Below are 14,932 nucleotides of genomic sequence, written 5' to 3'. Positions count from 1 at the left end.
TCATCCAGAATGCCCGCGTCATCGTTAACGACCTTCGCGAGCAAGCCCGCTCCCACATTTGGACCGTGCCCGCTTTAGCTTTTGATTTACAACACTCAAGCCGGCCGGGAGGCCGCTGTGCTGTTGATCTGCTTTTGATCTTGATCTTAGGCGCCCCGTTAAACCACGCTGGCCGAAGTGAGGTGCCGAGTGGTGGGGCAAGAGCGGAACCAATACAAGCCATCACCTAAATAACGGATATCCCCCCAATCCGCGCCCGCGCCCGCAGCGCCTCCCCAGGCAACCCCAAAGCCTCATACACCACCACCAAAGCTCGGTTCGTCGGCACATCCAGCCCGTCATACCGCCGGCGCAATTCCAGCGTCTGCTGCGCCCCAAGCCAATCCCCAACCCGCAACCGTGCGTCCAGCTCGACCTGCGCAAACAAATCCCGCTGCGCATGACTCCCGCCAATCTCATTCAGCCGCGGCAACGCTATCCCCAGCTGTTCCAACGCCCGCCGGGCATCCCCCCGGGCGTGCGCCAACAACCCCTCAGCCAACGGCAACGTCACTTCCCCCCAAACCGGCCGCGCTTCCACACTGTGCCTGCGCAAAGCCGCCAACAACTGATCCGCCTCAGGCTTGCCCGCCCGGGCCAACCCATACAAATACTGCACACTCAAAAACGGCTGCACCGCATCCCCAACCCGACGCTGCAGGTAGGGCGCCAACGCCTGCCACCGCTCACCCACATCAATCCCGGCCAGCTCCAGCCGCGCCAGCAATGACACCGCGCCCACCTGATCCTGGGAGTACTCCGGCAAGATCCCCCACACATGCCGGTCATAAATCTCCAGCACCCGCTGATCCTCCCCGCGCCCCAGATAAAACAACGCGAGATGCCACCAGTTATGGGTGTACATGAACGAGTTAAGCCCGTCCCAGTGCTGCTTCACGCCCTCCAGAAACCCGATGCCTTCCTCGATACGCCCCTGGGTCAGCATCACATGGGCCAATGCGTGATGGGCCCATGGCTCGGACGCCTGCAACCGCAACGCCTCAAGCGCACTGGCCTCGGCTTCCTCCAGCAAATGACACTGCTCATACGCAAACGCCAGTAGCCCGTGACTGTGGGCGATATCCGGCGCGCCGGCGGTGGCCTTCAACCCGATCCGCAGCAGCGCCGGCCAGTTGCCCCGGTTGAATTCCAGGTACTGGTTGAGCTTGGCCGCAAGCAGGTCCCGCGGATAAAGATCCAGCAGATGCTCGCTGAGGCGCAGCACTTCATCCAGCTCGTCGTTGATCCAGGCTTGCAGCACTTGCAGATACACGAGCGCCCGTGGATGCCGGGAATTCACCGCCGCCGCCCGCTGACGGTACTTCTCGGCCAGCACAGGGCCCTCGGGCGACTCGATAAACATCAGCAGCAGGCCGGCAAATCCGTTGGCCAATGCTGAGTCGGGGTCGGCATCGGCGACCGCGAGGATGCCCTCGGCACGGGGCTGATAGCCGAGAAAACCGCCGACGAAATCATCCAGGCCCTGACGGGTGGCGGGGTTGCGGGTGTCGATGGGGTTGCCCAGGTAATCCAGTGACATGCGCTTCAAACTCATGGGTTCAGATAGCGGTTAGAAGGGCAAACCTTGTGCCAGTGATGGGTCCCTCAAACTTCAAACCTTACCGTAGCAGCTGCCGAGCCTTGTCGAGGCTACGTTGGCGGCGTACCTGACACACCGCAGCCGCAGCCTCGCCAAGGCTCGGCAGCTGCTACGCACAACCATTCCTCAAGAGGGCGGGCTGTTGCTTTTTCCACACTCGTCCCGGCCACTGTGGTTTTTTCATCACTGCCAAGGCCTGTGATGCCCGCAAACGCGGCCCGTCGCCCCATGGCACAGCCCTTGCTAAATCCCTGACAAAACCTTAGTCAAGGAGTCTCCATGCGCCCTTTATCTTTTCGCCGTGTCCTTTCATACCTGGGACTTGGCGCCGTGCTGCTGGCCGGCACCGCTCAGGCGCAACCCCATGACGGCGGAGTGCTGAACCTGGTGGCCCAACCCGAACCGCCGTCGCTGATGCACGGCGTGGTCAGCCACGTGTCCACCCAGTACGTCAGCGGCAAGATCCTCCAGGGCCTGCTGACCTTCGACACCGACCTGAAACCCAAACCGGTATTGGCCAAGGCCTGGACCGTTTCCCCCGATGGCCTGACCTACACCTTCGATTTGCAGGACAACGTGCGCTGGCATGACGGCCACGCGTTCACCGCCGATGACGTGGTGTTCAGCTTCCAGACCTTCTACCCCGAAGTGGACAAGCGCCTGGGCGGGGTCTTCACCGAGTACGTCGACAGCATCACCGCGAAGGGCCCGCTGCAGGTGGTGTTCCAGCTCAAGAAACCCTTCGCGCCGTTGCTCTCGGCCCTGGGCAGCGGGCTGCGGCCTGTGGTGCCCAAGCACCTCTACGAGAACACTGACTTTCGCAACAACCCCTATAACCTCAAGCCTGTCGGCACCGGCCCGTTTGTGTTTGTGGAGTGGAAACGCGGCGCCTATATCAAGCTGGCAAAGAACCCCGACTACTGGAAAAAGGGCCTGCCACACCTGGATGCGATCATCTTCCACGTGATCCCGGACGGCTCGTCCCGCGCTGCGGCGTTCGAGCGCAACGACGTGCAGGTGCTGCGCAGCGGTGATGCCGACTATTCCGACCTCAAGCGCCTGACCGCCTTGCCGGACGTGCAGTCGTCGGAAAAAGGCTGGGAGCTGTATTCCGGCCTGGCCTTCCTGCAGATCAATACGCGCAAGCCGCCGCTGAACAACCCCAAGGTGCGCCAGGCGATCCTGTATGCGCTGAACCGCCAGTTCATCGTCGACAACATCTTCTTCGGTTCGGGCAAGGTTGCCCCCGGCCAGTTCGTGTCCACCTCGCCGTACCACGACCCGCAATTGCCGCAGTACACCTATGACGTGAAAAAAGCCAAGGCGCTGATTGCCGAGTCCGGCGTGGACGTGGGCGCCGTGCGGATTCGCCTGCTCAACGGCGAGAAGGGCGGTGCCTGGGAGCGCCTGGCCGAATACACCAAGCAAGCCCTGCAGCCGCTGGGCTTCAAGGTACAAGTGGTGACGTCCGACGCCGCCACCTGGTTCCAGCGCGTCAGCGACTGGGACTTCGACCTGACCTACAACTTCATCTTCCAGATCGGCGACCCGTACTTGACCAACGCCTACCTGTACCGCTCCGACTACATCCTCAAGACTTCGCCATTTGCCAACGTCAGCGGCTACAACAGCCCCGAGGCCGATGCCCTGTGGACCCAGGTCGCCAACACCCCGGAAGGCCCGGAACGCACCAGGCTCTATAGCCAGTTGGAAAACGTGCTGAACACCGACCTGCCGATCGCGCCGATCTTCGAAATGCGCTACCCGACACTGTTCCACAAAGAGGTGAAGAACCTGCTGCAAACCGCCACCAGCCTTAACGAAGACTACGAAAGCGTCTACCTCGACGCGCCTGCACCATGAACGGGTTGCTGTATTTCAGCGGTCGCCTGCTCAAGGCACTGTTAATGATTGTGGCGGTGCTGGTGCTGGGCTTTTTACTGATCCGCCTGGCGCCGGGTGACCCGGCGCTGCTGTTGGCCGGCGAGGCGGGGGTGGACGATGTGCAGTTCATCGAACACCTGCGCCAGACCATGGGCCTGGACAAGCCGTTGCTCACGCAGTTGCTGATCTACCTGGGCAATATCGCCCATCTGGACCTGGGTTATTCCTACCGCAACCAGACCTCGGTGTGGTCGCTGATTGCCGAGCGCTTGCCGGCAACACTGGCCCTGATGGGCTCGGCATTTTTGCTCTCGTCGGTGCTTGGCGTCACCCTGGGGACGTTGGCCGCCCGGGCCCGACAGAAGCGTCACTGGCTGGATGGCGTGATCTCCCACGGCGCATTGCTGCTGTATGCGATGCCGCCATTCTGGCTGGCGATGCTGCTGATCCTGTTGTTCTCCGTCAGCCTCGATTGGTTGCCGGCGTTTGGCATGGAAACGGTGGCACAGGACTTTTCCCTGCTCGACCGGCTCAAGCACCTGCTGCTGCCGTGCGTGTCGTTGAGCGTGCTGTTCCTCGCCTTGTATATCCACCTGACCCGCGCCGCCGTGCTCGAAGCCCTTGGCCAGGAATACGTGCGCACCGCCCACGCCAAGGGCCTGCACCCGCGGCGGATTTTGTACGTGCATGTGTTGCGCAATGCGCTGTTGCCGGTGGTGACCTTTGCCGGTTTGCAACTGGGCCAGTTGGCCAGCGGCGCGTTGCTGGTGGAGGTGGTGTATTCCTGGCCGGGGATTGGTCGCTTGATGTACGACTCGCTGGCCCAGCGTGACTACGGCGTGTTGATGGGCGGTTTCCTGGTGATCTCGATTCTGGTGGTGGGCTTTAACGTGTTGACCGATGTGATCTGTCGTTTTCTCGACCCGCGTATCGGTGCAGGAGTGCAAGGCTGATGCTGGTTTTCCGACGTTTTGTGCGCCAGCCTGCGGCGTTGATCGGTGCGCTGTTTTTGCTGCTGCTGACGCTGTTGGCGATCGCCGCCCCCTGGCTGACCAGCAGCTCGCCATGGGAGATGAACAGCCAGCCGATGCTCGCGCCATTCCACGACCCGGCCCATTGGCTGGGCAGTGACCTGCTCGGTCGCGACCTCGCCAGTGGCCTGCTGTACGGCGCGCGCGTGTCCCTGGCCGTGGGGGCGCTGGCCAGCCTGGCGACCCTGGTGGTGGGTCTGCTGGTCGGCGCGGTCGCCGGCTATTTCGGTGGCTGGCTCGACGGTGTGCTGATGCGCATTGCCGAGTTCTTCCAGATCATTCCGCAACTGGTACTGGCGGTGATCCTGGTGGCGATCCTTGAGCCGTCCCTGTTCTCCATCGTGCTGGCCATCGCACTCGTAGCGTGGCCGGCGGTGGCGCGGTTGGTGCGCAGTGAGTTCCTGACCCTGCGCCAGCGCGAATTCGTGCAGGCCGCGCGGGTGCTGGGGCAGTCGCCGCTGGGGATCATCGCCCAGCAGATCCTGCCCAACGCCCTGTCGCCGCTGCTGGTGACCATGACCTTTGTCATGGCCACGGCGATCCTCACCGAAGCGGCCCTGGCGTTTCTCGGCTTGAGCGACCCGGAAGCCATGAGCTGGGGCTACATGATCAATGCCTCCCGTGGCTTGTTGCGGGACGCCTGGTGGATGAGCTTTCTGCCGGGGTTGGCGATTGTGCTGTGCGTGCTGGCGGTCAATCGAGTCGGTGAAGGTTTGCGTGTGGCCTTTGAGCCCGGGAGGTCGCTATGACGTTGTTGAATGTTGAACATTTGCGTATCGCCTTGCCGGCCGGTGCGGACCGCAGCCATGCGCTGTATGACCTGTCGCTGCAACTGAACCGTGGCGAATGCTTGTGTGTGGTGGGTGAATCCGGTTCCGGCAAGTCAATGCTGGCCAAGGCTTTGCTGCGCCAGTTGCCGGCCCCGCTGAAGGTGGAAAGCGGGCGCCTGGTGTTTCGCGACGAAGATCTGGCCGACCGCAGCGAAGAGGCCATGCGCCAACTACGCGGGCGGGATATCAGCATGGTATTCCAGGAGCCCATGAGCGCCCTCAACCCACTGTTGCGGGTGGGCCAACAGATCGATGAAACCCTGCGCGCCCATGGCGTGGCGGCGGCACGGGTGCGGCGTCAGCGGGTGGTGGATTTGCTCGGTTATGTCGGCTTGCCCGACCCTGAGCGCTTGCGTCTGGCGTATCCGTTTGAACTGTCTGGCGGGCAGCGTCAGCGGGTGGTGATCGCCATGGCCCTGGCGTTTGATCCGGCGCTGTTGATTGCCGATGAGCCGACCTCGGCGCTGGACGTGACCACCCAGGCGCAGATTCTCGACCTGCTGCGCAAGATCCAGCAGGACAAGGGCATGGCACTGTTGTTTATCACCCACGACTTTGCCGTGGTCGAGGCGATTGCCGACCGGGTGCTGGTGCTGGAAAAGGGCCGGGTGGTGGAACAGGGCACGGCCCCGGCGGTGTTGCGTGTGCCCCGGGAAGATTACACCCGGCAGTTGTTGGCGGCGGTGTCGGCGCAACCGCTGGTGCCACGTACGCAGGTGGCTGGCCCTGTGGTGCTGAAGGCCGAAGCGCTGGGCAAGGTGTTCAGCAGCCGCAGCGGTTGGTGGGGGCGGCGTACGACTCAGGCGTTGGATGCGGTTCAGCTGCAATTGCGTGAAGGCGAGACGTTGGGGATTGTGGGGGAGTCGGGGTCGGGCAAGTCGACCCTGGGTCGGTGCCTGGTGCGTTTGCTGCGTGCTGACAGCGGGCGGATCGAGTGGTTGGGGCGGGAGGTCGCGGGGTTGTCTGAAGGGCGGCTGCGAGCGTTGCGCAGTGATGTGCAGATGATTTTCCAGGATCCGTTTGCCTCGCTCAATCCGCGGCAGACGGTGGGGCAGATTGTTATGACTGGGCCTTTGGTGCAGGGGGTTTCCAAGGCGGATGCCGAGCGGCGGGCCCGTGAGTTGCTGGGGTTGGTGGGGTTGCCGGCAGCGGCGTTTGAGCGGTTTCCTCATGAATTTTCCGGGGGGCAACGGCAGCGCATCGGCATCGCCCGGGCGTTGGCGGTGGAGCCTAAGGTGTTGATCGCTGATGAGTGTGTATCGGCGCTTGATGCGCTGATCCAGGTGCAGATTCTGGAGTTGCTGGAGTCGCTGCAGCGGCGGTTCAGGTTGAGCATTGTGTTTATTACTCATGACTTGCGGGTGGCTGCGCGGTTGTGCGACCGGATTGCGGTGATGCGTCAGGGGAGGGTGGTGGAGCAGGGGGAAACGGCGGCGCTGTTTGCTGATGCACGGCATCCGTATACGCGGGAGTTGTTGATGGCTGAGGCCATCTGACTTGGGGTGTTGGGGTTGGGGGCATATCCGTTATTCAGGTAACGGCCACCTATGGTTTCGCTCTTACAGCGAGTCACATTGCAAAAGCGGCAAAGGCGACCTGAGTGTTAGAGCAAAAGCAGAGCCGCTTTATGTGGGAGCGGGCTTGCTCGCGAAGAACCTGAGAGCGCCGCGTTGAATCAGGATGTTCGCGTTATCGTTAACGACCTTCGCGAGCAAGCCCGCTCCCACATTTGGATCGTGTCCGCCTTTGATTTTGCTGTTGCTTCACCACACTCAACCCTTTCACTTATTGAGAAACCTCCATGCCGACCTCTTTCACCGAACTGCCAGTGATCCAGGGCCAACCACTGGAAATCCGCCCCAACCGTCACCTGAGCATCACCCATCACGCGGGCACCACCCAACCCGACACGGTAGTGTTCTTCTGCCACGGCGCCGGCGGCAACAAGGACCAGTGGCGCCACCAATGGCAATCCCTGAAAACCCAAGGCTACAGTCTGGTCGCCTGGGACCTGCTCGGCCACGGCGCCAGCGCAAAACCCCGCAACCCCGAGGCTTACGCCTGGCCCGAACTGGTCGCCGATTACCTGGAAATCCTCAGGCGCTACGGCGGCTCCCGCAACCTCATCGTCGCCCACTCCTTCGGCACTGGCCTGACCCTGAGCGCCTTGCTGGCCAAACCCGCGATCCCCATCGAAGCCGTATTGCTGCTGGGCACCCGACTCCACAGCATCAGCCGGAGCGGCGGCCTGATGCGTCTACCCGCATGGCTCCTGGAATGGCTGCGCCCACTGCTGGCCAAAGGTTTCCGCCAGGCGGCATGGAACGCCAAGGCCGACCCCGCACTGGTCGCCTACGAAGAAAAACTCACCGAGCGCAACCCGCTGTACATGTTCAAGGCCCTGATGAAAAACGTCCAATGGCCAGACGCCAATGCACTGCTCACCCTGACCCTGCCCGTGAGTGTGCTGGCCGGCGACACCGACGGCCTGACCCCGGCCAGCGGCGGCGAAGCACTCGCCCGGCATTTGCCCAATGCCGAGTATCAGTTGTTGCCCGAATGCGGCCACCAACTCATGCTGGAAAAACCCGGCGAGGTATTGGCCGCATTTCAACGCCTGCTGTCAGCTCAGCGGGACGGCAGTTTCCAGCGCTCACGGTAGAGGTCGTACTGCGCTGCGGGCAGTTGCACCAGCAGCGGGTTTTCTCGCGGGTCCAGCCAGGCAAACAACGCCTGGATATTCACCGGGTCCATCGCCGTGCAGCCCAATGTTCCCGAACTGACGCTGCGCCAGATATGCAGGAAAATACACGAGCCGCCGTTGGCCAAGGCCGGTGTGTTGTGCTCGACAAAAATCCCCTGGCGGTACAGCTGGTCCTTGCGCAGCATCCGCTCGGAACTGGTCCAGTCCTTATTTACCGCCGAGCTGTCCACCAGGGTGTTGTAATGGCTGGACTGGCTGTCATCCACGCATTCGCGGGTGGCGGTACTGGCCGCGTAAGGCAAGCGGGTGTCAGCGGTGGGGGCGTAGCCGAAGGCACCGCCGAGTTTGAAGATGCCGGCCGGGGCCTTGCCATCGCCTTCATGCTTGAGGGGCTGCTGGTCGGGGGTGGGTGTCGTAAGGCCGGTGCCCCACGCCATGCCGTTTTTACCGACCACGATGGCAAAGGGTTCGCCGACTTTCTGAAAGCCTTGCCCATGCCGCTCATAGCGTTGTGCGGTGCCCTGGATGCTGTTCCAGTCCGGGGTGGTGACCACGATCAGTTGCCGGCTGTCGTCGGGGATTTGCGCGAGTGCCACGTTTGAAAGCAGCGTCAGCAGCGCCGCGCAGGTTTTGATGAGCGTGTTCAACGGCGTTCAGTCCTTGAAAAGAGGGAAACCTCAAACGCTAGTTTTTGCCCCGGGCTTTATCAAGCTGAAGCTGTGTTGTGATGTTACCGCAGCGGTTCGATAGGGAAGTCCATCGGCTCGGCCCGCACCGGATTGCGGCTGTAGGTGAAGTGCCACCATTCGCCGGCATAACCGGTAAAGCCTTCCTTGGCCATCGCAGCGCTCAACCGTTGGCGATTCTGGCGTGCCGCCTGGCTGATGTGGGGGCTGTTGGTGTGGGCCATTTCGTCGAAGCAATCAAAACCGGTGCCCATGTCCAGGCCGCCATCGGGCAAGCGTCGACCGTAACCGGCGGCGCAATCCACCGCCGCGGTGTCGGCGCTCCAGACCTGGGCGGGCAGTGCATCGGGGCCGGTCAGGGTCACGTCCACTGCCGCCCCCCGGGAGTGGTTGGAAACCTTGGCCACATAGCCCAGGCGCCAGAAATCCTGCTTGTTCACCCGGGGATAGAACTCGGCCTTGGCCGGATCGCCCGGCAGGCTGGCGAAGCGGCCCATGTTCGCCACGGCACGGCTGGGACGATAGCAGTCGAAGACCTTCAGGCCGTAACCCTGCCTGGCCAACTCGGCCTGGACCCGTACCAGTGCCTTTGCCGCGTCGGCAGACAGCACGCATTCGGCTGCGTTGTAGCCGTCCAGCGGCGCTCCGGTGAAGTTGTGGGGGCTGGCGTAGCGAATGTCCTGGGCGATGCTCGGGTCGAGGCTGCGCAGGTAAACCATGTTGGCCGGCATCGGCGTGTCTGCCGCTACCGGCGTGGCGAGCACGATCAGGCTCAGGGCGGCAAGGGAAAGGGAAGAGTAGGGCATGGCGGGCCGGGCTCGGACGGTGGCTTAAGCGCGCCACACTAGCAATGCCCGCCCCATGCCGCCAGTGCTACGGCGCGGCGTTGGGCACAAATGCCACGCTGCCACCGTCACGCTTGTGGAACAACCGTTCACCATTGTCCGGCTGGGTAGTGATGACCTGATGATCGTTGCCCAGGTAGGCCAGCGGCGTCGGGTCATCCTTGGTGGACTGCGCGACAATAATTGTGCGCTTGGGATCAAAGGTGCGGCCGCTGGTTTTTTCCAGCCAGGCCATGAACGCCGCACTGTCGCCCTGGCGCGGGAAGTCCTGGGTTTCGGCAACGTAGTAGAACGGCGTCCCGTGATTTTGCAGGTACATCGGTACCTTGTTGTCGACTTCCACCATCACCATCTGCCACTCGTTCCATGGCGCGCTTTTCACTGCTTGCGCTTGAACGTCCTCGGCGAAACGGGTCACGCCGCCATTGCCATTGGTCCATGGATACACCACCCCGAGTACCAGCAGCATCACCCCGGCAGCGATGCCGAACCCACGGTACCAACCCCGGCCGACCGTGCCTTTGCGGGCGATACGCTCACTGACCCACCACGCCGCCAGCAACTGCGCGAACGGCACCAGCGGCAGCACGTAGTAACTGCGCCGGCTGCCACTGGCGGTGAAGAACACAAACAGCAGGCCCAGCCCCCACACCAGCCAGCGGGTGTTGGGCGGGGTGTCGCGCCAATGCCGCACGGCGAGCCACAGGCCCAGCACCCAGCACGGCGCCCAGGGCAAGGTGTAGGCCGGCAGGTAGATCAGGTAGGTGTAGATCGGACCCATATGGTCGAACGGGTCGAAGAAGCGCACCACGTTTTCCCGGAACACCAGTTCCAGGCCGCTTGCACCGTAGGTCGGTGCGCCGTAGAGATGGGACAGTACAAACGGAATCGCATAGAACGCCCCGGCGATAACCACGGCCAACACCAGCCGCAGGTTGAGGTGGCGTTTGTAGCGCTGTTCGCTGAGCAAGTGCGGCAACAGCACCAGGCCCGGCAGTACAAAGCCGATCAAACCCTTGAACAGTGATGTCGCCGCCAGTAACAGGAAGAACACCGTGTAGCGCCCCAGCCGCGTATCGTCCGGCCCGCGCCAATACCACCAGACGGCGGCGAGCACGCCGCATACGGTCAGCACGTCCGCCGTGGCCACCCGGGCCCAGAAGAGGAAGTAGAAGGTGGTCGCGAGCATCCAGCCGGCAATCAGGCCGGTGCCTTTGCGGAACAGTTGCTCGCCGATCAGGTACACCAGCCAGATGCTCAGCCACGCCGAGATCACCGATGACAAGCGCAACGACCACGGCCCCAGGCCGCCCATCAGGTTGGCAAACCCGGTGATCAGCCAATACGACGGCAAGGGTTTGTCGTAGTACGGGGTGCCCTTGAGGTACGGGTCGAAGTAGTCGCCGCTTTGCAGCATCTGCAGGGTGATGTTCGCCCAGCGGGTTTCCGGGCCCCACAGGTCGCGGGCGCCCAGGCCCAGCAGCAGGATCAGGGCCGACACGCCCAGGAGCAGCAGCAGGGCGCCGCGTTCGGTTTTCCAGAAGTTCATGGAGCGGTTCCGATGTGGGATGAGTGTTGAATGGGGTCACCCCACATTAGGGCGCCTGTGTTACGGCAATTGCGGGTAGATGATGATCTCCAGGTCACCCTTGTAATAACGCTTGCCCCCCAACGGCAGCTGGCCGGCTTCGCGCATTTCGCTGGTGCTCCTGACCCGCATCAGCACGCCCACCGAACCTTGCTGGCGCGCCTGCTTGAGCCAGGCTTGAACGCTGTCCAGATCCACCTTGCGGTGCATCGAGTCGGCGTATTGCAGGCCGTAGCGTAGTTCGCCTTCAGTGTTGTAGAGCGTCACTTCGGGCCGGCGCAGGCGCCATGCCAGGGCCGACGCCGATTCCAGTTCGTTGCTCAGCAGCGCTTGGGTCTTTTGGAGCTCGTCCAGGTGCTGGAGCACGAACTGGTCAGGCATCTGGTTATCTTCGACCACCGCCGGCATGCCGGCGGGCAACAGCGCCACCAGCAGGCCAATGCCCAACGCCGGCATCGCCCACAGCGCCAGTGGGCGGAAGGCTTGAAGCAGGTTGGCGAGCATCCAGCCCATCAGCACGATGAACGTCAGGGACAGGTTGAACATCTCGCTGTGGCTATTGCCGTACAACGGCCGGTCGATTTGCAGGTAGATCAGCGTCACCATCGCGGCGAGGCCGATGCCCAAGTTGAGCAGGCCATTGACGCGCAGCGTGCGGGTGCGAGCGTTGGCCAGCAGGTCGATCAACGCATGGCCCATCAGCAGCGCCAGCGGCAGCAGGCACGGCATGATGTAGGTCGGCAACTTGCCGTTGCTCAGGCTGAAAAAGCCCAGGGGCAGCAGCAACCACAGCGCCAGGAAGACGATGGCCGGTTGGCGCTTTTCCTTCCAGGCCTTGCACAGTGTCGCCGGCAGCAGCGCCGCCCACGGCAGGCACGACACCACCATCAGCGGCAGGTAGAACCACCAGGGACGTGCATGCTGGGCATTGTCGGAGGCGAACCGGCGGATGTGCTCGTGCCAGAAGAAGAAACGCCAGTAGTCCGGTTCCTGCAGGTGGATCGTCAGCGCCCAGGGCAGGCACACCACGGCCGCCACCAGAATCGCCAGCGGCCCGTAGCGCAGCAGTTCCCCCAGGCGACGTTGCCAGAGCATGTAAGGCAGGGCGATCAGCACCGGCAGCAACCACGCCAGGAAACCCTTGGTCATGAAACCCATGCCGCAGGCCACACCCAACAACGTCCAGCTGGCGAGGCGGGCACGGGGGGTGGAGCTGTCGAGGGCAAACCACAGCGCCGCCAGGCTCAGGTTGACCCAAAAGGTGAATTGCGGATCCAGGTTGGAATAACCGGCTTGCCCGGCCACCAGGCCGAAACTCATGTAGAGCAGCGCGCAGGCGAAGCTCTTGCGCGGGTCGTTCCACAGCCGGCGGGCGATCAGGTAGGCGAGCACGACGCTCAGGCCGGTGGTCAGGGCGGAAGCGATGCGCACGCCGAACAGGTTTTCACCGAACAACGCCTGGCCCAGTGCAATGAGCCAGTAGCCGGCGGCGGGTTTTTCGAAATAGCGCACGCCCATGAAGTGCGGTGCCACCCAGTTGCCGCTGATGAGCATTTCCTGGCTGATCTGGGCGTAGCGGGTTTCGTCAGGGATCCATAGGCCATGCAGGCCCAGTGGCAACAGATAGAACATCACGAATGCCAGTAGCAATACGGGCAATGGTTTAAGGCGGGTCATGGCTATTGCACTCTCAAGCGGTATTGACGGTGAATCAGCGCGAGCGCTGGATCAGCCATGCGCGAGGGGTAGAAGGTGGTCGTGGTCGGGTAGAAATGCGGCACAGAACGTTATTCCTTAAACAGTCTGTTAGTGGGGGGGCGAAACTGAATATCCCTGTGCCCCAGTCAAGCTCGTTAAACGTGTGGCGTCCAATAAGTCATCGAAGGTCATCGTCATGTTGTTAACTTGTGAAAAGTTAGTGAGCTAATAATTTTTCTAAAAAAATCAATTAAAACCATAGACGATGCCACGGTCTGGCTGTCTTTTTGCTGAACGAACTTGAATGATTAAATGTTAAGAAGTGTTCTAAAGTTGTTTAAGCACGGCGGCCCAGTCCTTACTGTTCAAAATACCCAGCGCCTTGAACTTGCCATCGGGCAGCAGCTTTACAAACAATGCACTGCCGTACTCGGCATGGGCAGCGTGTGAGTAGCCCAATGCCTCCTCGAAGTCGCTGATGCAGGCGCTGTGGGTGACCACCAGCAGGTTGCGGTCCGCGTGTTTATGCGGGCGCAGTTCCTCGCCGATAGCAGGGCCGCAGATGGCCAGGGGCCCGGGTGACAATTCGGCCTTGCCGAACATGAAAAGCGAGGTCTGCGCGGTACGGGTAGTGGGGCTGCTCAGTACGTCGGTGTTTTCCATGCCCAGGGTCTGGAAGGCCTTGCCCACGGCACTGGCAGACAACGAGCCGAGCGTGGTCAGGCCGTCTGCCGGGCCCAGGCAAGGGTTGTTGGAGCGGTCACAGCGTTCCTCATGGCGGACCAGCACCACCAGGTCTCCGTTACGCCAGGCTTCCAGGGTTCCGGAGGTGAGCAGGCGGTGGCCCACGCCCAGGTCCAGCGGCGATCTTGGCCACCAGATGAACGCCGTTACTGCCAGGCTGATCATCACGATACCTGCCACGCCAAGCCACAGTTTGTTCAGCTGTTTTACAAATGCCCAGCGCGAGCGAGACTTGCTCAGGGTCAGGTCAACCACACTATTCACCATTGGTAACTTCCAGGCGTTAATCCGGTAACTGGCAGCGGCAAGTTAGGCAGGCGCCAAGTGAGTAGCGCTGATGCAGGAATATGCAAAAGCGTGTCACAGGGGCGCTGTCTTTTTGCTGAACATACCGATATAAAAAATTGGTCACTTGCACTAACGGGCGTTTGAAATAACCAGCCTGTTATCTGCCCATGGACGGCAATTTAAAGTGCAGCAGGTGGCGGCCGGGTGAAATCGATGTGAAAAATTTGCAGGGGTCATGGGGCGCTCCTTTTGCCCAAGGTTGTGACATAAAAATGTGACAACCGTTATTCTCCGGCTTAAGTCCAGAAGCTTGTGGGGAGGGGTGATGCTGCAGGTACAAGGGGTATTCAAGAGTTATGGCACGCCGCAGGGGCCGTTGACCGTGCTGGCGGGTGTCGACCTGTACCTGGGAGCGCGCAGCAGCCTGGCGTTGATGGGTGAGTCGGGCAGTGGCAAAAGCACGCTGCTGCATTTGGTGGCCGGGCTCGACCAGGTCGACCGTGGCAGCATCCAGGTCGGCGACCAGCGCCTGGACCAGATGAGTGAGGCGCAACTGGCCCACTGGCGTCGCACCGAGATCGGCCTGGTGTTCCAGCAGTTCAACCTGATCGGCAGCCTGCGGGTCGAAGACAACCTGGCCTTCCAGGCGCGCCTGGCCGGGCGCCTCGATCCGGCGTGGCAAGCGCAGCTTGTGGAGCGACTCGGCCTGGGTGACTTGCTCAGGCGTTACCCCGAACAACTGTCCGGCGGCCAGCAGCAACGGGTAGCGGTAGGACGAGCCCTGGCGTCGCGCCCCGGCTTACTGCTGGCGGACGAACCCACCGGTAACCTCGACGAAGGCACCAGTGACGAAGTGCTGCAACTGCTGCTGGACCTGCTGCGGGACAGCCCCACCAGCTTGCTGATGGTCACCCACAGCCCGCGCATCGCGGCGCGCCTTGACCAGCAGGTGGTGTTGCATCGCGGCCAGGTACTCGCTGCGGACGCCCGCTGAC

12 protein-coding genes are annotated in these 14,932 nt (G+C 62.2%); 6 read left to right on the top strand and 6 right to left on the bottom strand.

The window, feature by feature from the left end:
* Nucleotides 1–226: 226 nt before the first annotated feature.
* Nucleotides 227–1,579, bottom strand: a complete 1,353-nt coding sequence (locus A462_RS28765; protein WP_008431400.1) for a tetratricopeptide repeat protein — start codon at nt 1,577–1,579, stop codon at nt 227–229.
* A gap of 339 nt (nt 1,580–1,918) precedes the next feature.
* Between A462_RS28765 and A462_RS28770 the strand changes: the two genes are divergently transcribed.
* The 5 genes from A462_RS28770 (at nt 1,919) to A462_RS28790 (ending at nt 8,046) form a co-directional block, all read left to right on the top strand.
* Entirely contained in the window at nt 1,919–3,502 is a 1,584-nt protein-coding gene (locus A462_RS28770) for an ABC transporter substrate-binding protein (protein WP_008431399.1), read from the top strand.
* Complete coding sequence (locus A462_RS28775) at nt 3,499–4,476, top strand: ABC transporter permease (RefSeq protein WP_008431391.1); 978 nt, start codon at nt 3,499–3,501, stop codon at nt 4,474–4,476. Before A462_RS28770 ends, A462_RS28775 begins: the two co-directional genes overlap by 4 nt.
* Nucleotides 4,476–5,303, top strand: coding sequence for an ABC transporter permease (locus A462_RS28780; protein ID WP_008431389.1), 828 nt, complete (start codon nt 4,476–4,478; stop codon nt 5,301–5,303). The genes A462_RS28775 and A462_RS28780 overlap by 1 nt, the downstream gene beginning before the upstream one ends.
* Nucleotides 5,300–6,880, top strand: a complete 1,581-nt coding sequence (locus A462_RS28785; protein ID WP_008431388.1) for a dipeptide ABC transporter ATP-binding protein — start codon at nt 5,300–5,302, stop codon at nt 6,878–6,880. The genes A462_RS28780 and A462_RS28785 overlap by 4 nt, the downstream gene beginning before the upstream one ends.
* 305 nt (nt 6,881–7,185) lie before the next feature.
* Complete coding sequence (locus tag A462_RS28790) at nt 7,186–8,046, top strand: alpha/beta fold hydrolase (protein WP_003210284.1); 861 nt, start codon at nt 7,186–7,188, stop codon at nt 8,044–8,046.
* Here the strand turns inward: A462_RS28790 and A462_RS28795 are convergent.
* The 5 genes from A462_RS28795 to A462_RS28815 form a co-directional block, all read right to left on the bottom strand.
* Nucleotides 8,013–8,735 (bottom strand): L,D-transpeptidase family protein, encoded by a 723-nt coding sequence (locus tag A462_RS28795; RefSeq protein ID WP_008431387.1) that lies wholly within the window; start codon nt 8,733–8,735, stop codon nt 8,013–8,015. The genes A462_RS28790 and A462_RS28795 overlap by 34 nt on opposite strands.
* An 83-nt stretch (nt 8,736–8,818) precedes the next feature.
* Nucleotides 8,819–9,580, bottom strand: coding sequence for a M15 family metallopeptidase (locus tag A462_RS28800; RefSeq protein ID WP_032898744.1), 762 nt, complete (start codon nt 9,578–9,580; stop codon nt 8,819–8,821).
* A 67-nt stretch (nt 9,581–9,647) separates the two neighbouring features.
* Complete coding sequence (locus A462_RS28805; RefSeq protein WP_008431382.1) at nt 9,648–11,168, bottom strand: ArnT family glycosyltransferase; 1,521 nt, start codon at nt 11,166–11,168, stop codon at nt 9,648–9,650.
* 60 nt (nt 11,169–11,228) lie between these two features.
* Entirely contained in the window at nt 11,229–12,884 is a 1,656-nt protein-coding gene (gene arnT, locus A462_RS28810; protein ID WP_008431381.1) for a lipid IV(A) 4-amino-4-deoxy-L-arabinosyltransferase, read from the bottom strand.
* A 348-nt stretch (nt 12,885–13,232) separates the two neighbouring features.
* A complete protein-coding gene (locus A462_RS28815) occupies nt 13,233–13,916 on the bottom strand; it encodes a histidine phosphatase family protein (RefSeq protein ID WP_003210274.1) in 684 nt (227 codons plus the stop codon).
* Between the two features lie 346 nt (nt 13,917–14,262).
* Between A462_RS28815 and A462_RS28820 the strand changes: the two genes are divergently transcribed.
* Nucleotides 14,263–14,931 (top strand): ABC transporter ATP-binding protein, encoded by a 669-nt coding sequence (locus A462_RS28820; protein ID WP_008431380.1) that lies wholly within the window; start codon nt 14,263–14,265, stop codon nt 14,929–14,931.
* Nucleotide 14,932: the final 1 nt, after the last annotated feature.

The sequence above is a fragment of the Pseudomonas sp. Ag1 genome (assembly GCF_000278565.1).
GTDB lineage: Bacteria > Pseudomonadota > Gammaproteobacteria > Pseudomonadales > Pseudomonadaceae > Aquipseudomonas.
The sequence above is the reverse complement of the archived record's forward strand: the minus strand, read 5'-3'. Positions and strand labels throughout refer to the sequence as shown.